Origin of the sequence: Bacillus sp. TH17 (genome assembly GCF_016651125.1) — a bacterium.
GTDB classification, from domain to species: domain Bacteria; phylum Bacillota; class Bacilli; order Bacillales; family Bacillaceae_G; genus Bacillus_A; species Bacillus_A mycoides.
The window spans coordinates 2,849,193-2,871,571 of the sequence record NZ_JAEKEN010000001.1 but is presented as its reverse complement, the minus strand read 5'-3'; the positions used below and the strand labels follow the sequence as shown (position 1 = coordinate 2,871,571).

Here is a 22,379-nt window from a genome sequence, read left to right as displayed (position 1 = left end):
TTGCGACATTAAAAAATGCTAGTCTATCGTTTGATAATTAAATCCATTAATTCAAACCATCCCTAATTATTCCATAAAAAGGTGATGGTATCAAGTTATCCTTCTAACAAATTCTCCAAGGCTCAACACTAGAAAAAGAAATGTAATATGTAATATAATTGAAAAAGCATATATTAAAATCAATGTTAATATTACCCTCCTATATGTATTAACATGCGTAATTGAGGTGTTTTCTTTGTTGTTTTATGATCGAATTTCTATAATGGCCCCTCCTGTTCCGTAGCTAAGGAAAGTCTATTCATTTCTGAGATTTTCAAAGTTATAGGAGGGTATTAAAAATGAAAAAAGTCTCAGTACCATCACTTTGGTTAATGATCATTCTTGTGGCATTTCCGCAAATTAGTGAAACGATTTACACACCGTCTTTACCAGACATTTCAAAGGCGTTGCACGTAAGTAATAATGAGGTACAGCTAACACTTAGTGTTTATTTTGCTGGATTTGCTTTAGGTGTATTTTTTATTGGATGGTTATCAGATATAATTGGTCGTCGCCCAGCAATGTTATTTGGAATTGTAGTATATGGCGCTGGAAGTTTCTTATGCTATATTGCCAATTCTATTGAATTTTTATTGTTTAGTCGTTTTATTCAAGCATTTGGAGCAAGTGCTGGCTCAGTTGTGACACAAACGATTCTTCGTGAAAGTGTCGAAGGGCATAAACGTCATGTTATGTTCGCTCAAATTTCGGCAGTCATTGCTTTTACACCAGCGATAGGTCCGCTAATTGGGGGCTTTCTGGATCAAATGTTTGGATTTAAAATGGTATTTTTAAGTTTAGTAGTTATGAGTGTCGGGATTTTTCTGTATACTTTTGTTTCTCTTCCGGAAACAAAAACGGACTCAGTAACGAATAAAATAAATGTCTTTTCAGTGTTAAAAAGATTAATTACAAATCCGAAAGTAGTAACATACAGTCTATTAATTGGAGGAGCGAATGGTGTTTTATTTAGCTACTACGCAGAAGCGCCGTTTATCTTTATTGAATACTTTCAGTTATCACCTAGTATGTACGGATTTCTAGGAATTGTAGTTGCGTCTGCTTCTATTATTGGAGCGAAAGTTTCAAAACGGTTACTGCCTATTTATAAACCGGAGAAAATTATATATATAGGTTGTATTGGAATGACAGTGGGAGCAGTCATTTTATCTGTTATTACGTTTGTTGGATCAAATCCAAACGTAATATATATGATTGGATTTTTAGTAGCGATGTTTATATTGCTATTAGGAATTGGGATGGCGTTACCGAATTGTCTTAGCTTAGCGTTAGTAGATTTTCAAGATGTCATTGGTACAGCTGGCGCATTGTTTAGCCTAGCGTACTATATAATAGTGACGGTGACAATTTGGGGTATGAGCCAGCTTCATACGGGCTCTTTAATGGTGATGCCACTTTATTTTCTTGCTATTGTAGTTATAATGTCAGTGTTTACTAGAGTGTTTATTTTTGGTAAGCAAACTTCAAAATCGATTTGAATATGAAATCGTAAAAGAGTCTCATTTTTTAATGAGACTCTTTTATATTTTATGAACATAACTATAGGTATGAATATGTAATTAATGTTAAAATACAACAAAATTGTATAGTTATAGTTTTTAGGGAGGGTAAAAATATGTTAATGAATTTAGCATGCGCTCTACTAATCATTTCCGGACTTACAGTAGTTATACGAAAAACTTTCATTTTAAACCACTATCTTTGTAATTTAATGGCATTCTTTTGTGCTTATATGACAACATCTTCCTACGTATTAGAGCAAATTTCATTAACAAAAACTATATTAATACTATGTTTGTTGCTTATAACTCTTATTCTTATATACTCACATTTCAATATTAGAGGGCTAGCTTTTAATGATTATACAGTGTTTAATTTACCTTCTAGCGGAGTGAATAGATTAGTGAAAGAAGGGCTTACTGAAGCAAATATAGAATTTACTTTGGATAAAAATAATATATATTTATCAGGATTTCCCGTGAAAATCCGAATATTACATAGGCCGTTACATACAACTAATATTTTATTTAGGAAATGTCCAGAGAATATGAGGACAGAAATTAAAGGTATTATTGAGAAAAAGATAAAAGCTGAAGAAAAGAGTTTTCCGCTTTCAGGTGTAGTGTTGATTGTATTAAGTATAGTTATATTTTTCTTAAAATAGGAGATGGGAAAGAGAAAATTTATATGTAAGCATTGGGTAAACAAGAGAGGGAGAAGTTAGTAATATTATAGTTTTACTGATATATTAAATTCCCTGCATGATGTGTTAATCGAACATGCGGGGAATTACATTATGAACTATAAAGATTGAAGTACATGAGGTATGAAACCGAGGCGGATATTTTCTCCTCGGTTATTTATATTGTAATAATATTCATACTAGAATCATATTGAATAGATGTATTTTATTGTTAATTCAGTAAAAATTTAATCAGATTATGTATAATGATTTATCGAAAAAATAATTGAACTTTTCAGATAAATGAATTAATATGAAGGAAGCAATTTTAAGTTTTATAGAAAATAGGAAGATGAGAGGTTTTGAGAATTTTATAAGAAGCGAAAAACGATTTTAGGATAGCTTTAAAGCTAGTGTAAAATGACGTTTGCTTCATCATTTTCAAACCAAACAGGAATTAGGGGAAAGCATCTTGTTTTAAATGCGGCTATGAATCATCTAAGAGGGGGAAATGAAGTGGCAAACAAAGAATTGAAACGAGGTTTAGAAGCACGTCATATTCAAATGATTGCTTTAGGCGGAACAATTGGTGTTGGTTTGTTTATGGGATCAGCCAGCACGATTAAATGGACAGGTCCGTCAGTAATGCTTGCATATGCAATCGCAGGTATTTTTATCTTCTTCATTATGCGTGCCATGGGAGAAATGTTGTATATGGAGCCAAGCACAGGTTCATTTGCAACATTTGGTCACAAGTATATTCATCCGCTAGCTGGTTATATGACAGCGTGGAGTAACTGGTTCCAGTGGGTTATCGTTGGGATGTCAGAGATTATCGCAGTTGGAGCGTATATGAAATATTGGTTCCCAGATTTACCAGCTTGGATACCAGGTATTATCGCGATGGTTATTCTTGGTGCGGCTAACTTAATTTCGGTTAAGTCATTTGGTGAATTTGAATTTTGGTTTGCAATGATTAAAATCGTTACGATTTTATTAATGATTATTGCCGGATTCGGTCTCATTTTCTTCGGAATTGGGAACGGAGGAGAAGCAATCGGTATATCTAATCTTTGGGCAAACGGCGGTTTCTTCACAGGTGGTTTTTCAGGATTTTTCTTTGCGCTATCACTTGTAGTTGGGGCATATCAAGGTGTGGAATTAATCGGGATTACTGCTGGTGAAGCGAAAGATCCGAAGAAGACACTTACTAGAGCAATTCAAAGTACAATTTGGCGTATTCTAATTTTCTATATTGGTGCTATTTTCGTTATTGTAACTGTTTATCCTTGGGATCAATTAAGTTCAATTGGTAGTCCGTTCGTAGCAACTTTTGCGAAAGTTGGTATTACGGCAGCTGCGGGACTTATTAACTTCGTTGTTATTACAGCGGCAATGTCTGGTTGTAACAGTGGTATTTATAGTGCTGGACGTATGCTTTATACACTAGGTGTGAATGGACAAGCACCGAAATACTTTACGAAGATTTCTAATAACGGTGTACCTTTATTCGGTACAGTTGGTGTAATTATCGGTTTAGCGGTTGGTGTTGTTTTAAGTTATATTGCACCAAAAAACTTATTCGTATATGTATATAGTGCAAGTGTACTTCCTGGTATGGTGCCATGGTTTGTTATTTTAATTAGTCAAATTCGTTTTAGAAAAGAAAAGGGAGCAGAGATGAAAGATCATCCATTCAAAATGCCATTTGCTCCTGTAACAAACTATTTAACGATTGCCTTTTTAATTATGGTATTAATCGGTATGTGGTTTAACGATGATACTCGTATTTCACTAATTGTGGGTATTGTTTTCTTAGCTATCGTTACAATTAGTTTCTATGCTTTCGGAATAGGGAAGCGAGCTCCGTTAGACGTTCAAAATGATCAAGAGGTTTCAAGTAAATAAAGATAGTAAAAAAGTCCGATTTCTTATTTAGAAATCGGACTTTTGTTATTAAAATTTCTCTAATACAATCTTCCCAATTGTACGTCCACTTTCAAGTAATGCATGTGCTTTTTTAAGATTTTCTGCATTAATTGGTGTTAACGTATCATTTAAAGTAGTTTGAAGAATACCTTCATCTAATAGCTCGCTTACTTTATTTAATAGTTCGTGCTGCGTACTCATATCACCAGTTTCATACATCGCTTTTGTAAACATAAACTCCCAAACGAATGTAGCACTTTTACTTTTTAAAATCCCCATCTCAAGAGGGTGTTCATTTTCTACGATAGAGCAAATTTTCCCTTGTGGTTTAATGATGTCACCCATCGCGTGCCAATGTTGATCAGTATTGTTTAAGCAGAAGATATAATCTACATCTTTTAGCCCAAATTCTAATATTTGATCTTTTAAAGGTTGGTGATGATTAACTATATAATCGGCACCGAATTTTTCAACCCAGTGTATGGTTTCGTTGCGGGATGCGGTTGCGATTACGTTTAGTCCAGCCCATTTAGCTAACTGAATAGCAATCGAGCCAACACCACCAGCTCCGCCGATAATTAAAATGTTTTTAAATGAATTTTCATCTTTTTTATTATAATCAATCCCTAAACGTTCAAACAAACCTTCCCATGCTGTGATGGCTGTTAAAGGAAGTGCTGCAGATTCAGCATCACTCAAAGTTTTTGGTTTTTTACCAACAATTCTTTCATCAACTAGATGGTATTCACTGTATGTACCTTGCCTTGTAATGCTTCCAGCGTAAAACACTTCATCGCCTTCTTTAAATAACGTACAACTTTCGCCAGTTTGTACGACAACGCCACTAGCATCCCAGCCAAGTATTTTTGCTATATCTTCTTTTTTATCTTTCGGAGATCGAACTTTTGTATCAACTGGATTAACGGAAATAGCGTTAATCTTTACAAGTATATCTCTTCCTGTGGCAACAGGTCTTTCAACTTCAATATCAATTAAACTGTTTTCTTCTTCAATAGGTAAGTATTCATGTAAACCAATTGCTTTCATTTTTATTCCCTCCATTAAAGTAAGAGTTTTTCTCTTTTATTATAGTAGGTAAAGTGTCATTATGTAAAAAAGTTGAGTCCTTTCCATTTTGTTAAAGGCTTGTTTCAGCCTCATTTAGAACTTTGTAACTGGAGAGGAGCCATCGTTTTGATTTTATAAGCGTCGAATGAAAGGTATACTTATTTTTCCAGTGTACCTTGCAATGAACAATACCAAGTGTTATATTATACTTGTAGTTACTTGTTATAAAACAGTACTAAATAATAAACAGTAGTAGATGCCAATTAGAATAGGGTGAATGAATATTGAATGTACAATTTAAAAAAGGAGTTTTAGAACTTTGTGTTCTTGTCTTACTTGATAAGCAAGACCGTTATGGGTATGAATTAGTTCGAAGTATTTCCAATCAAATTGAAATATCAGAAGGGTCTGTTTATCCTTTACTTCGTAGATTAACTAAAGAAGAATATTTTACAACGTATTTACAGGAGTCTTCAGAAGGCCCTTCAAGGAAGTATTATACACTGACGGATAAAGGTAGAACGTATTTGTATCAACTTTTGGAGGAATGGAATGAGTTTTCACAAGGTGTCAATCAATTAATAAAAGAAGGTGTACGTAATGACGAAAAATAAATTTTTACAACAATTAAATGCATCTCTAAAAAGATTATCTGAAAAAGAGCGTACAGATATTTTAAAAGATTATGAAGAACATTTTACTTTCGGATTAGAGGAAGGGAAAAGTGAAGAAGAAATTGTAGCTTCATTAGGTTCTCCAGCTCAAATCGCCAAAGAGTTATTAGCAGATTATCATATTGAGAAAGTAACAGCAAGTGCAACAACAGGGAATGTTTTTCGGGCAATTTGGGCAGTAATTGGATTAGGTTTTTTCAATTTGTTAATCGTGCTTGGACCTGCAATTACATTAGCGGCATTGATTTTTTCAGGATGGGTTCTAGGAATCTCATTTTTAGGTTCACCATTACTTGTTCTAGTTGATACTATTATACATCCAAATACATTCTTGCTATTTAATCTTTTCGTTTCTTTAGCACTTTGTGGACTTGGATATTTCATTGTAATTGCTATGTTATTTTTAACGAAGCTAGCAAAGAATGGATTTGTTCGTTATTTAAAGTTCAATATAGCACTAGTAAAAGGTGGTTTGAAGCATGATAAATAAAAAGAGTCTTTCAATCATTGCAGGTATTATTTTCATTATTGGTATTATCGGGAGTTTATTCACTTATCGTTCAATTGCGGCAGTACCAATTTCAGAAGAAAAGGTCATTAACAATAATAATGTGTTAAGCGTCATTATCGATACGAATAACGTTCGTGTTAACATCAATCCTACAACAGATAGTAACATGAAAGTAAAATTAGATGGCGAAGTTAATCCTAACGTAAAAAGAACATTAGCTATGGATGAGAAAGATTCGACGCTTCTTATTTCTTACAAAGAAAAACAACAGAGCTGGTTCAATTTTAATATTTCTGAAGTATTGGCGCCATTAACATTAAATGTGTATCTACCCGAAAAACAATATGATTCATTAAAAGTTTCTAATAGTAATGGTTTCGTTTCTATAAAAAAATTAAACACAACGCATTTGAATGCCAATACAAACAATGGACGTGTTGAATTAAGAGAAATCAATTCGCCAAAAATTATCGCGGAAACAAACAATGGAATTATGGATTTCAAAGATATATTGGCACAAAATATTCATGTGAAATCGAACAACGGACGAATAATGCTAGACCATGTTGAAGGTGAAATAGAGGGGCAAACTAAAAATGGAAGTCTTACTCTGAAAACGAATGAACTGGATCGAAATCTCAATTTTACGACTCACAATGGAAAAATTAATATTGAAACCGAAAAAGAACCAACTAATGTTCAATTTAATGTTTCTGTCGACAATGGCAACGCGAATATCCTGAATAAATATAACGGGAATACGGTTATTGGAAAGGGAGAAAATATAATTAAATTAAACACACATAACGGAAATATTACAGTGAAAAAACAATAGCATATTATCTTTTATAATCTCAGCTCTTCACACATATAGAGGAATAATAAATAAGAAAAAGAACCGACTCCTTTTCTCAACATCTAGGTAGTCGGTTCTTTTATATTTAACATTTGTTTAAGTTTGTATCCTTTTCATATTTCAAAATACAAACAGTGGTTTTATTACTCTCGATTCTTAGGAGAGTAACGAATAGTAATTAACGATGTAAGGAGAATTTGTGAATGACTCAAAAATAATAGCTGAAACAACGAAAAGTGAGAAGGAGTTTATTTCTAACAAGAGGAATTCTTTACTGTATTGTTTTATTCAAAACTAAATGTAAAGGTGGATACATAATGACAGTAAAGAAGCTTTATTTCGTCCCAGCAGGTCGTTGTATGTTGGATCATTCGTCTGTTAATAGTACGCTCACACCGGGGGATTTATTGAACTTACCTGTATGGTGCTATTTATTGGAGACAGAAGAGGGGCCTATTTTAGTAGATACAGGTATGCCAGAAAGTGCGGTTAATAACGAAGATCTTTTTAACGGTACATTTGTTGAAGGACAGATTTTACCAAAAATGACTGAAGAAGATAGAATCGTGAATATTTTAAAACGCGTTGGTTATGAGCCGGAAGACCTTCTTTATATTATTAGTTCTCACTTACATTTTGATCATGCAGGAGGAAATGGTGCTTTTATAAATACACCGATTATTGTGCAGCGTGCTGAATATGAGGCGGCACAATATAGTGAAGAATATATGAAAGAATGTATATTGCCGAATTTGAAATACAAGATCATTGAAGGGGATTATGAAGTTGTACCAGGAGTTCAATTATTGTATACACCAGGACATACTCCGGGGCATCAGTCGCTATTAATTGAGACAGAAAAATCCGGTCCTGTATTATTAACGATTGATGCATCTTATACGAAAGAAAATTTTGAAGATGAAGTGCCGTTCGCTGGATTTGATTCGGAATTAGCTTTATCTTCAATTAAACGTTTAAAAGAAGTTTTTAGGAAAGAGAACCCAATTGTTTTCTTTGGACATGATATAGAGCAGGAAAAGAGTTGTAAAGTGTTCCCTGAATATATATAAATAGAAAAGTCATGGGCCAAGTAGCTCATGACTTTTTCTATTAAATAACCTTTTTAAATAAGTTATATACTTTTTTTGAATTACCTTCATTTAATTGATAATAAGTAAGGTCTACGTCATCAGGAGTGTTTTGATGGGCAATCATAACTTCACTACTGTTGTTATCTACTATCCAAATTAAATATTGTTTATAAGTTCCATCTTGGAAAGTAATCCACATGTTACAATCTACTAAATCAGAACCTTCTTCATCTAGCGTTAAATCGCCTTTTTTTGCTGTATCCATACTGTTAATGAATGTTTTTAATTCATCTGTTTTTGTAAGGAAGATAGATTTTTTTGTCTTAAGCGACTCTACATGTATATCTTTTATTTTCTGCTTTCCTAAAAAAACAGGAGGTGCATTTGGGTCTCTTTGAGTTGAAATAATAGTAGCTTTCTTCTTTGGTTTACTTGCTGTATAGAGATCTTGAATAGATTTTCCAGAGTTTAAAAACCATACGGTTCCAAAAACAATCAATGCGCTACCTATCAATAAAATGATTTTCTTAATAGGGTATTCTCCTCTCTATGGCTTCATGTGAAGAGCTTTTCTATTAATATATGATAGGTAAGCGTAAAGTATTATAGTTGAACGTGGTTATGCTTCACGGTTTTTATAGGGCGATCAACGAGTAAATTGTAAGTGAGCCCTATTAATACGAGAATTCCACCGATAATTTTTCCGGTTGATAGTTCGTGTGACAGGAAGAAATCGATGATAGTCCCCGTAAACAATTGTCCGATAAAGATGAGTAATGTTAAATAAAATGCTGATATTTTAGGAGTAATATAGTTTGATAATGAGATGACGATAACGCCTACTAATCCGCCTAAGTATACAGCGATAGGTATGGATTGTAACGTATGACTAGAAATATACAACGAATCTGAACTGAAAATTAAAAATAACATGGAGAAAAATAATCCAGTAATATAATTGAAAAATGTGCCTTCCCAATTTCCAATTTCCTTTGCTAAATTCGCGTTAATAATTCTAGCAACAACGATAGAAACACCAGCTAAAATAGCGATACAAATATATAACATTTTCTTGCCTCCATTAATAAATTGTCATGACTATAATTCCAGAAGAGATGAATAATAATCCAATTAATTTTTTCTTATCAAACTTCGAAACTTTCATTCCTAATAAACCGAAATGATCAATAACTATGGAAGCGATGGATTGACCAAGTAAGCTTAATGCAATCGTAATAGAGGCACCAAGAGCAGAGAAACTTATATTATTAAAAAGAACAGTGAATACTCCAATTGCCCCAGCACTATATAAAAAAAGTGGAATACCTTTATCAAAATGGATTTTATTTTTGTTAAGGATTAAAACGAAAATAACTGCTATTAAACCGACAAGATGAATGACAACACTTGCTGTATACTTGCCAATTAACTCAGATAATATCCCATTCAATGGGAGCATAATGGCAATAAGGACACCAATAAAGACAGAAAGAAAGTTATACAATGTAATATCCCCTTTTTATATTTCATATTTGTAATGACTGTATCATGCTGAAATTGTGTATTACTATGACATATGTCATAGTGAAAGAAGAAAATTTTGTTTACAATTGGGATGAGTTGTAAAGGTGGGGGACTATGAAGAAAGTATGTAATTCTAATAAATTAGCAGAGTATATGAAACAAAATAATATTGATTCATTTTTTAGTAGTGATATGAAACCATATATGGAACTTATATTTTTAAAAAGAATGAGTTCATTTGCAGAGAAAACGAAGAGATAGATTATTTATATTTCTTTGTTGAAGGAAAAGCGAAAGCGTTTAACACATTAAGTAACGGGAAATCTGTATTATTATGTTTTTATGACAGTTTGCAGTTGCTAGGAGATGTAGAGTTAATTCACTCTCAAAGAATCAATTCAAACGTACAAGTTATGGCAGACTCATATTGTGTTGGGCTACCTTTAGGGAAAGTGAGAAACCAATTATTTCATGATGCGAAATTTTTAAGATGTATTTGCGGTTCTTTAGCCCATAAATTAAATCGACTTTCAAAAAATAGTACAATTAATTTACTGTATCCACTTGAAAATCGACTTGCGAGTTACATGTTAGCAGCAGGGGAACGGGCGGTTCAGCACGGAAATAGAATTGTGTTTAGTGGGAATTTAACGGAAATAGCTGAATTGTTAGGGACGAGTTATCGGCATTTATTACGTACATTAAATGTTTTTTGTGATAAAGAAATTATAAAGAAAAGCAGTGGTTGTTTTGAAGTGATGAATGTAGATGTTTTGCGGGAATTGGCGGCGGATGTTTATAAATAGGAGGGGATTATAAATGATTACACCTATATTTAGAATTTTTGATATTGTAAAGGCTCAGTTATTTTACTTTAATTTTTTAGGATTTAAACTGGATTGGGAACATCGGTATGAGGAAAATATGCCATTATATATGCAAATTTCGTTAAATGATACTGCAATACATCTATCTGAACATCATGGGGATGCTTCACCAGGCGGTGCAATTCGTGTGAAAATAGAGGATTTAAAAAGTTATTATGCTATTTTATCAAGTAAAGATTATGCGTATTCAAAACCTGATATAGAGAGAACACCTTGGGATACAATTGAATTAACTGTGATTGATCCGTTCTCAAATAGAATTACATTTTATGAGGAAATGGTTTAGAAATTGAGGTGTTATAAATAATTTATCAAAGTAGGGGTTACAATGAAGAGAAAAATAGCGATGATTTCAGATATTTATGGGAATAGTCACGCTTTAAAGGCGGTATTAAAAGATATTCGAAATGATAATAAGTTTAGGTGATAGTGTGTATGGGCCGTTAAATCCTTTGGGGACAATTGAAATATTAATGAGTAACGAGATGATACATATTAAGGGGAGTTTACTTTATAGTGAACTGCTCTTTTTTATTTTGGATAGATATTGAATTATAAAAAAATAAAATGTTATGATTATCGAAACGCATGAACATATGAACATGTATTCATGTGTTTGTGAGAAGGAGGAATTGGAATGAAAGATATAATTATCGTTGGATCTGGTCAAGCTGGATTAACAATGGGATACTACTTGAAGCAGGAAGGATATAGTTTCTTATTACTTGAGGCGGGAAACCGAATTGGTGATTCTTGGAGAGACCGCTATGATTCTTTGCAGCTCTTCACACCAAGGGAATATAGTAGTTTACCAGGTATGATATTAAAAGGAGAAGGGAATGGATTTCCATGTAAAGATGAAATTGCAATTTATTTAGAAGAATATGCAAGGTATTTTCAATTGCCGGTACAATTACAGACTCAAGTTTTAAAAATAAGAAAAGAGAAAGAAATATTTGAATTACACACTCCTACAGAAATTTTACAATCGAAAAAAGTTATTATCGCATCAGGTGGTTTTCAGCAACCATTCATCCCCTCATTTTCACAACATCTTTCATCACATATTTTTCAAATACATTCATCACAATATAAATCACCATTACAAATTCCAAAGGGAAAAGTACTTGTAGTAGGTGGTGGGAATTCAGGCATGCAAATAGCAGTAGAACTTGCAAAAACTCATGAAGTTACAATGGCTATAAGTCATCCGTTAACCTTTTTACCGTTATATCTTTTTAGAAAAAGCATTTTTAATTGGTTAGAAAAAATGGGTTTATTGTATGCCGAAATACATACAAAGAGAGGAAGGTGGTTTCAGAAGCGAAAGGATCCCATTTTTGGTTTTGAAGGTAAGGAACTTATTCGTAGTGGAGCAATAAAACTACAGGGAAAAGTGGTAAGTGCATCAGGAAATAATATTATGTTTCAGAATGGTGGCACGTATAGTGCACAAAGTATTATATGGTCAACTGGTTTTGTTCAAGATTATAAATGGATTGAAATAGAAAAGGCAGTGAGTATGAATGGATTTCCTAATCATACAAAGGGAATGAGTCCAGTAAGAGGATTGTATTATATTGGACTGCCGTGGCAATCTCAAAGGGGTTCTGCGCTTATTTGTGGTGTAGGAAAGGATGCGGTGTATTTGCTTTCTGAAATCAAAAAATAGATCAGTAGCAATAGCTACTGATCATCCATATGTACATGAATTAGGAGAGGTCAAACATTTCAAACGTTTATTAGCTTTAGTATAATAGATTTTCATGAAATAAAAAACTGAAAATTGTAATTTTTTGTTGAGAAAGTTTTTTGTATCGAAATATATAAAAAAACGGGGATTTCTATTGAAAGAAAATATGATATTTATATTTTAGTAAATTATGATATAGTCTATATAAGATTCTTTTCCTTAAATTAGGTTTTTTGTATAGTAATTACATTCGCAGTTGGAAAGGGGAAAAAATTGTGAAGTTTGATGATCAACGTCTACTAGGAATACGATTAGGTTCTGTACTCATAACAGAAGAAAATCAATATTTAGTAATTAAGAAGAAAGATCATTATGCACTATTAAACATACATAATTTAGAATGCACACATGTCGAAGTGCAGCTAGAGCATATTGAAGAACTGCTGCATGAAGATTTCCAAGAAAGTATAACTGAAATTATCGCACCAGAACATATTAAAATTGTGGTGAAAAATGTTATATAAAGAAAGAAGCTGGGAGAATCAGCTTCTTTCTTTGTTTTACTTCGTTAATTATAAGGATAACATTTTTAAAATCTCACCAATAATCCCATCCTTTTGATGAACACCAGCAATTAAATTATAAAGACCAACTATTTTTGATAACTTCACTTTGTCAGGTACACGGCGTTCATTGAATCCTGATAAGAGCCAAGTGTATTGTTTTACTCCGATGAAATAAGCTAGTGCAAATGAAATGATGGCTAGTATGAATAATGATGGCGAAGCGAAGAGAGTCATTGAGAACACCTCCGTTAAAGGGCTATAAATAAATTATAGTATAAATGTTATAATTTAACAAAATACATTTTTGATTTTAAGTTTATAAAAAATGAGATATTTACGATGAAGGGAGATTACATATGAATATTTCGGAATTCCAGCAATATGTATCGAGTTTCAGTAAAGAAAAAGGCTTTCAAGATACAACAATTGAAGAGCGTACGATGTATGCGATGGCGGAATTAGGTGAATTAGCGGAAGTTATATTAAAGCGTGATAAAATACAAGATTCGAAAAGAGAGATTGGTTTAGAAATGTTTGATGTAATTTGGAATGTATGTGATTTAGCAAACAAGTTAGAAATTGATTTAGAGAAGGCGTTTGAAGAAAAAATGATGATTAATAAAAAACGTGAATGGTAAAAGGAAGGTTAAAAAGCGCACAAAATTTTGTGCGCTTTTTATTAATGGTATGAAAAATATGTAAAAAAAGATGGAACAAACATTTGAGACGAATTGTCTAATATAGGAAATAACTATTTAGTTTGAAAGAAAGGGTGGAGAAAATGAAAAAGAATATATTATTAAAAGTAGGGTTATGTGTAAGTTTACTAGGAGCAATTCAATTTGTTAGTGTAATATCTCCAGTACAAGCAGAACGAACGGTAGAGAAAAAAGTAATAAAGAATGAGACAGGAACTATTTCAATTTCTCAGTTAAACAAAAATGTATGGGTTCATACTGAGTTAGGTTATTTTAATGGAGTAGCAGTTCCATCGAACGGTCTAGTTCTTACTACTTCTAAAGGGTTAGTGCTTGTCGATTCTTCTTGGGATGATAAGTTAACGAAGGAATTAATAGAGATGGTAGAAAAGAAATTTAAGAAGCGCGTAACGGATGTTATTATTACACATGCGCACGCTGATCGAATTGGCGGAATTAAAACGTTGAAAGAAAGAGGCATTAAAGCGCATAGTACAGTACTAACTGCGGAACTAGCAAAGAAAAATGGATATGAAGAGCCACTTGGAGACTTACAAACAATTACGAATATGAAGTTTGGAAATATAAAAGTAGAAACGTTCTATCCAGGGAAAGGGCATACAGAAGATAATATTGTCGTATGGTTACCGCAATACAACATTTTAGCTGGAGGCTGTTTAGTGAAATCTGCGGAAGCTAAAGATTTAGGGAATGTTGCTGATGCATATGTAAATGAATGGTCGATATCGATTGAGAATGTGTTGAACCGATATGGAAATATGAACTTAGTAGTGCCTGGTCATGGAGAAGTAGGGGACAGCGGATTACTTTTACATACATTGGATTTGTTGAAATAAGAAACAAGAAATAAAGTAATAATGAAGCGAATTGTAGATTTAAGAAATTTTTGGAATACAAAAGAGAGGAGAAAATTATTTCCTCCTCTTTTTCTTTTAACTATATTGAAATGCCGAAGCTATTGATTACACCTAAATATGTTACTGAGATTTTAATTCTAAATATACAAATACTAGTACCGTCATAATTGCTATAACAACGTAAGTAACATCAAGCATTATAAGGGTCTTTAAAGTTTCAGTCATCCTAATTCACCCCTGGTATGAAAATATAACATAATCTCTTATCAATCAGTTAAGAGATTATAAAGATAACAATGTACATGAAATTTCTTAAGTAGTTTCTATATAAATATATCATATAAATAATGTAAAAAATGTTAAGATGGTGTAAATGTATTGTAAATAAAGAGGTTTCCTATAAAATCTTTAATCAAAAAATTGATAGTTCTTCAAAATGAAAAAACGCTATTCTTTCTGTTGAATGATAGAATAGCGTTTTTGTATGCTTATTAGTTGCTAATAGTTCTCTAAATCAATTATCTAGCTATTTGAAAGCATCAACAAAGTTGTCCATTTTTCTGTATGTTTTTTTGATGTCAATAAAAAAATTATGTCAACAATATGAACTGGCACAAATTTATATATATTATTGTGATTGATATCACATCCCTTTTTCTCAATGGGTATTATGCTTAATTTGTAACGAATGATTGGGAGAGGGTGGGATGATATGTTTTGTTATCAATGTGAACAAACGCCAACAGGCGGATGTAAAGTGATGGGTGTTTGTGGTAAGAATGAAACAATTGCAAGTTTACAAGATACGATTGTGTTTGGATTAAAAGGAATAGCTGCTTATCGTACGCATGCTGCGCAGCTAGGGTATACAGATGCATTTGTAGATGCTACAACTCAAGAAGCGCTATATATGACATTAACAAATTCTAACTTTAATGAACAAGAACATATTGATATGGCTATGAAAGTAGGGAAATCGGCTTTACAAGTAATGGAGTTATTAGATGAGGCACATACGAATCACTTTGGTGTTCCGGAGCCTGTTCAAATTACGCAGAACCATGTAGAAGGTAAGGCAATTGTAGTTACTGGTCATAATTTATTTGCATTAGAAGAGTTATTAAAGCAAACAGAAGGAAAAGAAATTAACATTTATACGCATTCTGAAATGCTACCAGCACACGGATATCCACAACTGAAAAAATATAAACATTTAAAAGGAAACATCGGTAAGGCATGGTATGATCAACGACGCCTTTTCGAAAAATTTACAGGTGCCATATTAGCTACAACGAACTGTGTTATGCCAATTAAAGGATCATACTCTGATCGATTCTTTTCATATGATATTGCAGGTTTAGAGGGTGTACAAAAAATTGAAAATGATGATTTTGCACCATTGATTCAAAAAGCGCTTGAACTTCCAGAAGTACATATGGAGTCGGATGAGCAGTTAGTAACAGGGTTTCATCATAATACAGTATTATCATTAGCTCCGGAAATTATTAATGCAGTAAAAGAAGGAAAGATTAAGCGTTTCTTTGTCATCGCAGGTTGTGATGCTCCGGGAAAAGGCGGAGAATATTATCGTGAATTAGCAACGTCACTTCCGCCAGAAACGGTTATTTTAACAACTTCTTGCGGGAAATTCCGTTTTAATGATGTGAGTTATGGTGTTGTGCCCGGTACGGAGATTCCGCGTTACATTGACTTAGGACAATGTAATAATTCAATTTCTACAGTGAAAATAGCGGCCGCTTTAGCTGATGCTTTTCAACGTGAAGTGAATGAATTGCCAGTGAGTATTGTTCTATCATGGTTTGAACAAAAAGCGGTTGCCATTTTACTTGGGCTATTTAGTCTTGGTATTCAAGATATTCGCATTGGTCCAAAGGCACCTGAATTTATTTCACCTGGTGTGCTTGATGTATTACAAGAGACATTCGGTTTAAAACTAATTACAACCGCAGCAGAAGATATGAATATGATGTTATCGTAACAAAAAGGATGTCCTATATGTAGAGTTGACTTTATAAAGAGTTTGTATGTATTCACAAGCTCATGTATTAGATGCACAGGTGCATTAGTAGAAGAACAAAAAAATGATCCGTCTTTTTAATAAGGAGAGCTATCTACATTCATTAACTTCGGAATATTATAACGCCCAAAATAAAAATGCGGAATTTTTGTTTTGGGTATTTCCTTTTCTTAGCTGGATAGGTATGTGGTGAGGTTTCTTAAGAAGAAAATAGGCAGTATCCAATAGATAATAGCGGATTTAAGAAAAAATTTAAAAATCGAGTTGACATTCCGTCTACTTAGTCATACAATGTAGTGGTAATGAGTAATACTAAATAGCGTAGGTTTTAAAAATATATTCAGTATCCAATAGGCAAAAGCGGATTTAAGAAAAAATTTAAAAATCGAGTTGACATTCCATCTACTTAGTCATACAATGTAGTTGTAATAAGTAATACTGAATAGTGAGGTTTCTCAAAAGCTATTCAGTAAAAATCAGCCTTAGTACTCTGTGATACTGAATATAAGTCAGACAGAATAGGGGGTAAAGGAGGATCAGAATATGGAAAATTTAACTGAAATGCTGAAAGGTTCGCTGGAAGGATGTGTTCTGGAAATCATTAGCCGCCGTGAAACTTATGGCTATGAGATTACCCGCCACCTGAATGAGCTTGGGTTTACTGAAGTCGTGGAAGGAACGGTCTATACCATCCTTGTGCGATTAGAGAAGAAAAAACTTGTGAATATTGAAAAGAAACCGTCAGACATGGGGCCGCCTCGCAAGTTTTATTCACTAAATGAGGATGGCCGTCAGGAGCTTGAATTGTTTTGGAGAAAATGGGATTTTGTATCATCAAAAATTAACGTCTTGAAATCAAACTAGCCTCATAAGATTAAATATTCGGCCGATATTTTGGGAGTTTCTTGTTCTGCTTTATAAAAAAGGAGGAAAAATAATATGTTGGAAATGTTCAAAAAATTAATTGGTGATAAAAAAGAGTACAAAATGATGATGGCACGGGTTGGAGCTCTGCCAGAGGACTATCAGTTTGTGTTTAAGAAAATTCAAAACTACATGTGGAATTTCTCAGCTGGTAACGGGATGGATATGCTACACATACAGTATGAACTAATCGATTTGTTTGAAGCCGGTGCGGCGGAAGGCAGACAAGTGCTAGAAATCACTGGGGAGGACGTGGCATCCTTTGCTGACGAACTAGTGGCAAACGCTAAAACTTATGTTTCCAAGTATCGTGAAGATTTGAATGAAAGTATCATGAAGCAATTGAGAAAAAAATAAATGCAACAGGTAATACCGACTGATTAGCTGGTTACAAATGTGAATTGACGCCATTGCTATTCAGTTATATTTTTAAATCAGTACTAAGTAATACAGATTATCAGTAATACTAAATAGAGGGTGTAGGCAGTCTATCTTTACAAAACATTTTTTAAGGAGGAAAAAAGCATGACCAATACAGCGATTTCTGTAAAAGGATTAAAAAAATCCTTTAAAGATAAGGAAGTGTTAAAAGGGGTAGATTTTGAAGTGCAGCGTGGCTCCATTTTCGCACTGCTGGGCTCAAATGGAGCGGGCAAGACGACGATAGTCAATATCCTCTCGACGCTGATGAAGCAAGATGGCGGCGAAGTAGGTATTTGTGGTTTTGACGTTCAGCGTCAACCGGATCATGTTCGTCAAAGTATCAGTCTGACAGGGCAGTTTGCAGCTTTAGACGGTATGCTCACGGGGAGAGAAAACTTGATAATGATTGCCAATTTGCGTGGAGTTTCTAGTCCTGCTCAAGTCGCTGATAATTTGCTTGCAAGATTCAGCCTGACTGATGCAGCCAACCAGAGGGCAGACCAGTACTCAGGTGGGATGAAGCGCCGGCTTGATATCGCCATGAGCTTGATTGGGACGCCAGCAGTCATTTTTCTCGATGAACCGACGACAGGGCTTGACCCCGAAGCGCGGATTGAAGTGTGGGATACCGTCAAGGAACTTGCCGGCGGCGGCACAACCATCTTGCTCACGACCCAGTACCTCGAGGAAGCCGAACAACTGGCGGACCGTATCGCTATCTTGCATGGCGGAAAAATTATTAAGACTGGTACTCTTACAGAACTTAAAGAGATGTTCCCGCCAACAAAAGTGGAGTATATCGAGAAGCAGCCGACATTGGAAGAAATTTTCCTTGCGATCATTGGCAAAAAGGAGGAGATGTAAATGAAGAGCAAAACAGGGGTATTATTAGGGCGTTTAATGCGCAACATTATGCGCAGTCCGGATACAATTATTACGGTAGCGATTACGCCGATTATGATGATGCTGTTGTTTGTCTACGTATTTGGCGGCGCCATAAAGACAGGAACGGATAACTACGTCAATTATTTATTGCCGGGAATCTTGCTGATGGCTATCGCATCCGGTGTCGCTTACACTTCCGTACGGTTGTTTACGGATGTAAAGAGCGGGCTGATGGCACGTTTCATTACTATGCCTATCAAGCGTTCGTCGGTATTATGGGCTCACGTATTAACATCACTTGTTGCTAATGTGCTTACTATCGTGGTGGTTATCCTTGTTGCGCTCTTAATGGGCTTCCGTTCCAGTGCTAATATTCTGGATTGGCTCGCGGTAGCTGGAATACTCGGGATGTTTACGCTGGCGCTGACATGGCTGGCTATCATTCCTGGGTTGACAGCGAAGTCTATGGAAGGGGCGACAGCCTACTCGTACCCACTAATTTTTCTGCCCTTTATTAGTTCGGCCTTTGTTCCTACCGAAACTATGCCAAAAATTGTTCGTGCGTTCGCTGGAAACCAGCCTGTGACTTCAATCGTGAATGCGATTCGTGCCCTCTTATATGAAGGGGCTGTTGGCAACGATATTTGGATTGCACTTGCTTGGTGTGTGGGCATTATGGTTATCGCTTACTTCTTCGCCGGCAAAGCATTTAAACGTCAGTTAGGGTAACACCACCAGTTCGGTGCACAATGGCAACTAAACCTTCTGGAATAATATATATATGGGAAAATGGATTTAAATCACATTAATCTTAGTTATTGCTATAATTGTTAGTATTCTTACTGGTTATGTAGTTGGTACGTAAGTAGGCTCAGACGTTGAGAAAAAGCAGACTGAGAGAGTTAAAAGGGAAGAGGTAATATTTTGATCTCAATTCTAATTGCCATATAATAAATGCAATTTTTATACATGAAAAGCCCACCTGTTTCCGTAGGTGGGCTATATCTTTATTACACAATTCGAAAGTATACTCTCTTTTTCTAAATATGTAATTATGCATATTTAGAAAAAACTACACTTAATAAATATTACATATAGTAAATGGAAACTTATGGTGTAATTCTTTTAACAGGCTTAACATGATAACCATTATATAAGGTGCGTAGGCTCCTTTGGAAAAGTTCTTCTTTTCTGAAAAATGAATGTTAATTCGTTATATGTAATAAAAATTCATGAGAATAATTTTATGTTTTCTAAATTTATTCCTTTACATCAATGTGTATTATTTATTACAACAGCTTCATGTCAAAGATAAGATGTGAAAGCAAAGGGAAATATAAGTATCTTTATAACGAGTTCCTAATATAATCAATGTGTTAATGAAAGGAACTCTGTATTATGTTTACTTTTCTATTAACTAATACAGCTTCAAAAAATAGACACAATTGCTACATACCAATTGTAATTTATTATCTATTCATAATTCTGTTTATTCTGTCTTTCTAAAAATAAAAAAATATTAGACTCGCAAATATAAACGTTATAATGAGGGCGTCGAGAGGTAACCGATTACCTACGAAGAAAATATCAAACATTTTAAAATTGGACAGACTGAAACGATTACTTACAGAAAGGTGTGTGACCAGAAGGGGAATTTCTTCAAAATAGTTTAGCAGCAGCGGACATCGTATTAGCTGGTGTAAACAATATCATCAATGGTAAGTATAGGGTTGGAGGATAAATGCCTCGCACATTAAGAGAGACAGCTTTAGGTGGAATCGTTTACAATATGGCGCATCTAGTAAGCGGTTCATTTTTTAAGAATGGTCTATATTCTTAAGCCTAAAAAGAGACGTAAGAATAGGATACAAGGGGGATTTATTATATGAATGGGAATACTGCAAAAAAAATAGAATTTCAAGCTGAAAATAATACAGTGAAAAATGAGAAATATCTAGATCCTAAAAAGTGGCATAAACAAGATACTACCTGGGCATTGAGCCTTTTTGGAACAGCAATTGGAGCAGGAGTACTCTTTTTACCTATTAATGCCGGTTCAGGTGGTTTATTATCATTACTGTTAATTACGATACTTGCATTTCCTGTTATGTATTACTCACATAGGGCACTTGCTAAAATGATATACGCTTCCAATTCTGCTGATGAGGGGATTACAGGCACAATAAGAGAGTATTTTGGCAATAAGGCAAGTATAATTTTTAACATAGTATATTTCGTCTCAATTTATACGATCGTACTGATGTATTCGGTTGCACTTACAAATACTGCAAGTAGTTTTATCGTGCATCAATTGCACATGCCGGAGCCTCCAAGGGCCATTTTATCACTTGTATTAGTACTCGGTCTTATCGCTATACTAAATTTCGGTCAAGATATCACTGTAAAGATAATGAGCATGCTAGTATATCCTTTCATAGCTTCTTTACTGTTTATCTCAATATCTTTAATTCCACAGTGGAATACGTCAATGCTTAGTTTCTCAAGTGCGTCTACTGCTTCAACAGGAACAGGGTATTTTGGAGTGATATTGATGATACTACCAATCATCGTATTCTCGTTCAATCATTCTCCTATGATTTCGTCATTCGTTATGAAACAGAGAGCTACGTATGGAATAGAAGCTACTGATGCCAAGTGTGCTCAAATACAAAAAGTTTGCTATATCATGACATTCGCTGTTGTTATGTTCTTTGTTTGGAGCAGTACTTTAAGTTTGACTCCAGATGATCTTAAGATGGCAAAAGAACAGAACTTGTCAATCCTATCATATCTTGCTAATGAGCTTAATTCGCCTGTAATCACTATTGCAGCTCCTATCATTGCTTTTGTGGCTATTACAAAGTCTTTCCTTGGCCATTATGTAGGAGCGTATGAGGTAATGCGTGACATGATTATGAAGTCCGGTAAAAAACGCGGGAAAGATATAGGAGAAAAAACAGTTCAGACAATGATTCTTACTTTTGTCGTATTAACATGCTGGTATGTTGCTTATGCAAATCCAAGTATTCTTGGAATCATTGATGCTCTTAGCGGTCCATTAGTTGCTGCGATCTTATGTCTATTACCAATGTATGCGATTCGTAAAGTACCAGTACTGGCTAAATACAGAGGGAAAATGAGCAATGTGTTTGTCATTGTTGTAGGTATACTTACTGTCCTAGCAAGTATTAAGTCATTATTCTAATTCGCTATTGTTAGTTCAAGTGCTAAAATAGTGGGATATGAAAAAAGAATGAAAGAGATTATGGATAAGATACGTCCATATTCGAATTTTAAACAAGCTGTTTTATGAGGGTTAAACTCTAATATAAAAAGACATGAACAAAGATTAGTTCATGTCTTTTTTTTGTGTTGGCGTTATTCTTAGAAGAGCGTTTCAAGTAGCGGTAGCGAATAAAATGTTTTTACTAGGTATTTAAATAGAGGTAACTGGCATCTAGTCAAACTCAATATTATTTTGGGTTTAACTGG

Annotated in this window: 22 protein-coding genes and 2 pseudogenes; 19 read left to right on the top strand and 5 right to left on the bottom strand. The window is 34.1% G+C overall.

Annotation, left to right across the window (positions count from 1 at the left end; all coding sequences use genetic code 11):
- Positions 1–338 precede the first annotated feature (338 nt).
- The 3 genes from JFT95_RS14630 to JFT95_RS14620 all read left to right on the top strand — a co-directional run bounded on the left by JFT95_RS14630 (position 339) and on the right by JFT95_RS14620 (position 4,150).
- Positions 339–1,538 (top strand): multidrug effflux MFS transporter, encoded by a 1,200-nt coding sequence (locus tag JFT95_RS14630; protein ID WP_201052649.1) that lies wholly within the window; start codon positions 339–341, stop codon positions 1,536–1,538.
- A gap of 137 nt (positions 1,539–1,675) precedes the next feature.
- Complete coding sequence (locus JFT95_RS14625; protein ID WP_201052648.1) at positions 1,676–2,224, top strand: hypothetical protein; 549 nt, start codon at positions 1,676–1,678, stop codon at positions 2,222–2,224.
- A gap of 534 nt (positions 2,225–2,758) precedes the next feature.
- Positions 2,759–4,150, top strand: a complete 1,392-nt coding sequence (locus tag JFT95_RS14620) for an amino acid permease (protein ID WP_113709585.1) — start codon at positions 2,759–2,761, stop codon at positions 4,148–4,150.
- 48 nt (positions 4,151–4,198) lie between these two features.
- Here the strand turns inward: JFT95_RS14620 and JFT95_RS14615 are convergent, their stop codons facing one another.
- The gene (locus JFT95_RS14615) at positions 4,199–5,218 is read right to left on the bottom strand and encodes a zinc-binding alcohol dehydrogenase family protein (protein ID WP_201052647.1); all 1,020 of its coding nucleotides are present in this window, start codon (positions 5,216–5,218) and stop codon (positions 4,199–4,201) included.
- Positions 5,219–5,523: 305 nt separating this feature from the next.
- On the opposite strand from JFT95_RS14615, the gene JFT95_RS14610 reads away from it, so the two are divergent.
- The 4 genes from JFT95_RS14610 to aiiA all read left to right on the top strand — a co-directional run bounded on the left by JFT95_RS14610 (position 5,524) and on the right by aiiA (position 8,350).
- On the top strand, positions 5,524–5,853 hold the full coding sequence (locus tag JFT95_RS14610) for a PadR family transcriptional regulator (RefSeq protein WP_002199791.1): 330 nt from the start codon (positions 5,524–5,526) through the stop codon (positions 5,851–5,853).
- Positions 5,840–6,403, top strand: a complete 564-nt coding sequence (locus tag JFT95_RS14605) for an HAAS signaling domain-containing protein (protein WP_002190272.1) — start codon at positions 5,840–5,842, stop codon at positions 6,401–6,403. The genes JFT95_RS14610 and JFT95_RS14605 overlap by 14 nt, the downstream gene beginning before the upstream one ends.
- Complete coding sequence (locus JFT95_RS14600) at positions 6,393–7,259, top strand: DUF4097 family beta strand repeat-containing protein (protein WP_002190271.1); 867 nt, start codon at positions 6,393–6,395, stop codon at positions 7,257–7,259. Before JFT95_RS14605 ends, JFT95_RS14600 begins: the two co-directional genes overlap by 11 nt.
- 338 nt (positions 7,260–7,597) lie before the next feature.
- Positions 7,598–8,350 carry a quorum-quenching N-acyl homoserine lactonase AiiA gene (aiiA, locus tag JFT95_RS14595; RefSeq protein ID WP_201052646.1) on the top strand — a complete coding sequence of 251 codons (753 nt, stop codon included), beginning with the start codon at positions 7,598–7,600 and terminating at the stop codon, positions 8,348–8,350.
- Between the two features lie 40 nt (positions 8,351–8,390).
- Here aiiA and JFT95_RS14590 read toward each other — a convergent pair whose 3' ends face one another.
- The 3 genes from JFT95_RS14590 to JFT95_RS14580 all read right to left on the bottom strand — a co-directional run bounded on the left by JFT95_RS14590 (position 8,391) and on the right by JFT95_RS14580 (position 9,875).
- Positions 8,391–8,870: a hypothetical protein gene (locus tag JFT95_RS14590; RefSeq protein WP_201052645.1), complete on the bottom strand. Its 480-nt coding sequence runs from the start codon at positions 8,868–8,870 to the stop codon at positions 8,391–8,393.
- 104 nt (positions 8,871–8,974) lie between these two features.
- Positions 8,975–9,439 carry a DMT family transporter gene (locus JFT95_RS14585; protein ID WP_002014128.1) on the bottom strand — a complete coding sequence of 155 codons (465 nt, stop codon included), beginning with the start codon at positions 9,437–9,439 and terminating at the stop codon, positions 8,975–8,977.
- Between the two features lie 13 nt (positions 9,440–9,452).
- On the bottom strand, positions 9,453–9,875 hold the full coding sequence (locus JFT95_RS14580) for a DMT family transporter (RefSeq protein WP_098168560.1): 423 nt from the start codon (positions 9,873–9,875) through the stop codon (positions 9,453–9,455).
- Between the two features lie 134 nt (positions 9,876–10,009).
- Here JFT95_RS14580 and yeiL point away from each other — a divergent pair.
- The 4 genes and pseudogenes from yeiL to JFT95_RS14560 all read left to right on the top strand — a co-directional run bounded on the left by yeiL (position 10,010) and on the right by JFT95_RS14560 (position 12,999).
- A pseudogene (gene yeiL, locus JFT95_RS14575) lies at positions 10,010–10,701 on the top strand (transcriptional regulator YeiL).
- A gap of 13 nt (positions 10,702–10,714) precedes the next feature.
- Entirely contained in the window at positions 10,715–11,068 is a 354-nt protein-coding gene (locus JFT95_RS14570) for a glyoxalase superfamily protein (protein ID WP_201052644.1), read from the top strand.
- 351 nt (positions 11,069–11,419) lie between these two features.
- Positions 11,420–12,454: a flavin-containing monooxygenase gene (locus JFT95_RS14565; RefSeq protein ID WP_201052642.1), complete on the top strand. Its 1,035-nt coding sequence runs from the start codon at positions 11,420–11,422 to the stop codon at positions 12,452–12,454.
- 296 nt (positions 12,455–12,750) lie between these two features.
- Positions 12,751–12,999: a hypothetical protein gene (locus JFT95_RS14560; protein ID WP_002087603.1), complete on the top strand. Its 249-nt coding sequence runs from the start codon at positions 12,751–12,753 to the stop codon at positions 12,997–12,999.
- A 99-nt stretch (positions 13,000–13,098) separates the two neighbouring features.
- Here JFT95_RS14560 and JFT95_RS14555 read toward each other — a convergent pair.
- Positions 13,099–13,275: pseudogene (locus JFT95_RS14555) on the bottom strand (DUF3784 domain-containing protein); the annotation flags it as partial.
- A 122-nt stretch (positions 13,276–13,397) separates the two neighbouring features.
- On the opposite strand from JFT95_RS14555, the gene JFT95_RS14550 reads away from it, so the two are divergent.
- The 8 genes from JFT95_RS14550 (at position 13,398) to JFT95_RS14515 (ending at position 22,092) form a co-directional block, all read left to right on the top strand.
- Positions 13,398–13,679 (top strand): MazG nucleotide pyrophosphohydrolase domain-containing protein, encoded by a 282-nt coding sequence (locus tag JFT95_RS14550; protein WP_012261329.1) that lies wholly within the window; start codon positions 13,398–13,400, stop codon positions 13,677–13,679.
- A 143-nt stretch (positions 13,680–13,822) separates the two neighbouring features.
- The gene (gene bla2, locus JFT95_RS14545; RefSeq protein WP_201052640.1) at positions 13,823–14,596 is read left to right on the top strand and encodes a BcII family subclass B1 metallo-beta-lactamase; all 774 of its coding nucleotides are present in this window, start codon (positions 13,823–13,825) and stop codon (positions 14,594–14,596) included.
- Positions 14,597–15,329: 733 nt separating this feature from the next.
- Complete coding sequence (gene hcp, locus JFT95_RS14540; protein ID WP_201052638.1) at positions 15,330–16,616, top strand: hydroxylamine reductase; 1,287 nt, start codon at positions 15,330–15,332, stop codon at positions 16,614–16,616.
- Positions 16,617–17,198: 582 nt separating this feature from the next.
- Positions 17,199–17,519, top strand: a complete 321-nt coding sequence (locus JFT95_RS14535; RefSeq protein WP_002128372.1) for a PadR family transcriptional regulator — start codon at positions 17,199–17,201, stop codon at positions 17,517–17,519.
- A 75-nt stretch (positions 17,520–17,594) separates the two neighbouring features.
- Entirely contained in the window at positions 17,595–17,936 is a 342-nt protein-coding gene (locus JFT95_RS14530) for a DUF1048 domain-containing protein (protein WP_002014108.1), read from the top strand.
- 168 nt (positions 17,937–18,104) lie between these two features.
- The gene (locus JFT95_RS14525; protein ID WP_002033389.1) at positions 18,105–18,866 is read left to right on the top strand and encodes an ABC transporter ATP-binding protein; all 762 of its coding nucleotides are present in this window, start codon (positions 18,105–18,107) and stop codon (positions 18,864–18,866) included.
- Positions 18,867–19,616 (top strand): ABC transporter permease, encoded by a 750-nt coding sequence (locus JFT95_RS14520; RefSeq protein ID WP_201052636.1) that lies wholly within the window; start codon positions 18,867–18,869, stop codon positions 19,614–19,616.
- Positions 19,617–20,772: 1,156 nt separating this feature from the next.
- Positions 20,773–22,092 (top strand): aromatic amino acid transport family protein, encoded by a 1,320-nt coding sequence (locus JFT95_RS14515; RefSeq protein ID WP_201052634.1) that lies wholly within the window; start codon positions 20,773–20,775, stop codon positions 22,090–22,092.
- Positions 22,093–22,379 lie beyond the last annotated feature (287 nt).

Coding starts and splice junctions, on each gene's coding strand:
- JFT95_RS14615 (WP_201052647.1), bottom strand. CDS start 5,218: ATGAAAGCAATTGGTTTACATGAATACTTACCTATTGAAGAAGAAAAC.
- JFT95_RS14535 (WP_002128372.1), top strand. CDS start 17,199: ATGGAAAATTTAACTGAAATGCTGAAAGGTTCGCTGGAAGGATGTGTT.
- JFT95_RS14600 (WP_002190271.1), top strand. CDS start 6,393: ATGATAAATAAAAAGAGTCTTTCAATCATTGCAGGTATTATTTTCATT.
- JFT95_RS14630 (WP_201052649.1), top strand. CDS start 339: ATGAAAAAAGTCTCAGTACCATCACTTTGGTTAATGATCATTCTTGTG.
- JFT95_RS14550 (WP_012261329.1), top strand. CDS start 13,398: ATGAATATTTCGGAATTCCAGCAATATGTATCGAGTTTCAGTAAAGAA.
- JFT95_RS14530 (WP_002014108.1), top strand. CDS start 17,595: ATGTTGGAAATGTTCAAAAAATTAATTGGTGATAAAAAAGAGTACAAA.
- JFT95_RS14525 (WP_002033389.1), top strand. CDS start 18,105: ATGACCAATACAGCGATTTCTGTAAAAGGATTAAAAAAATCCTTTAAA.
- JFT95_RS14570 (WP_201052644.1), top strand. CDS start 10,715: ATGATTACACCTATATTTAGAATTTTTGATATTGTAAAGGCTCAGTTA.
- JFT95_RS14585 (WP_002014128.1), bottom strand. CDS start 9,439: ATGTTATATATTTGTATCGCTATTTTAGCTGGTGTTTCTATCGTTGTT.
- JFT95_RS14565 (WP_201052642.1), top strand. CDS start 11,420: ATGAAAGATATAATTATCGTTGGATCTGGTCAAGCTGGATTAACAATG.
- hcp (WP_201052638.1), top strand. CDS start 15,330: ATGTTTTGTTATCAATGTGAACAAACGCCAACAGGCGGATGTAAAGTG.
- JFT95_RS14625 (WP_201052648.1), top strand. CDS start 1,676: ATGTTAATGAATTTAGCATGCGCTCTACTAATCATTTCCGGACTTACA.
- aiiA (WP_201052646.1), top strand. CDS start 7,598: ATGACAGTAAAGAAGCTTTATTTCGTCCCAGCAGGTCGTTGTATGTTG.
- bla2 (WP_201052640.1), top strand. CDS start 13,823: ATGAAAAAGAATATATTATTAAAAGTAGGGTTATGTGTAAGTTTACTA.
- JFT95_RS14515 (WP_201052634.1), top strand. CDS start 20,773: ATGAATGGGAATACTGCAAAAAAAATAGAATTTCAAGCTGAAAATAAT.
- JFT95_RS14605 (WP_002190272.1), top strand. CDS start 5,840: ATGACGAAAAATAAATTTTTACAACAATTAAATGCATCTCTAAAAAGA.
- JFT95_RS14520 (WP_201052636.1), top strand. CDS start 18,867: ATGAAGAGCAAAACAGGGGTATTATTAGGGCGTTTAATGCGCAACATT.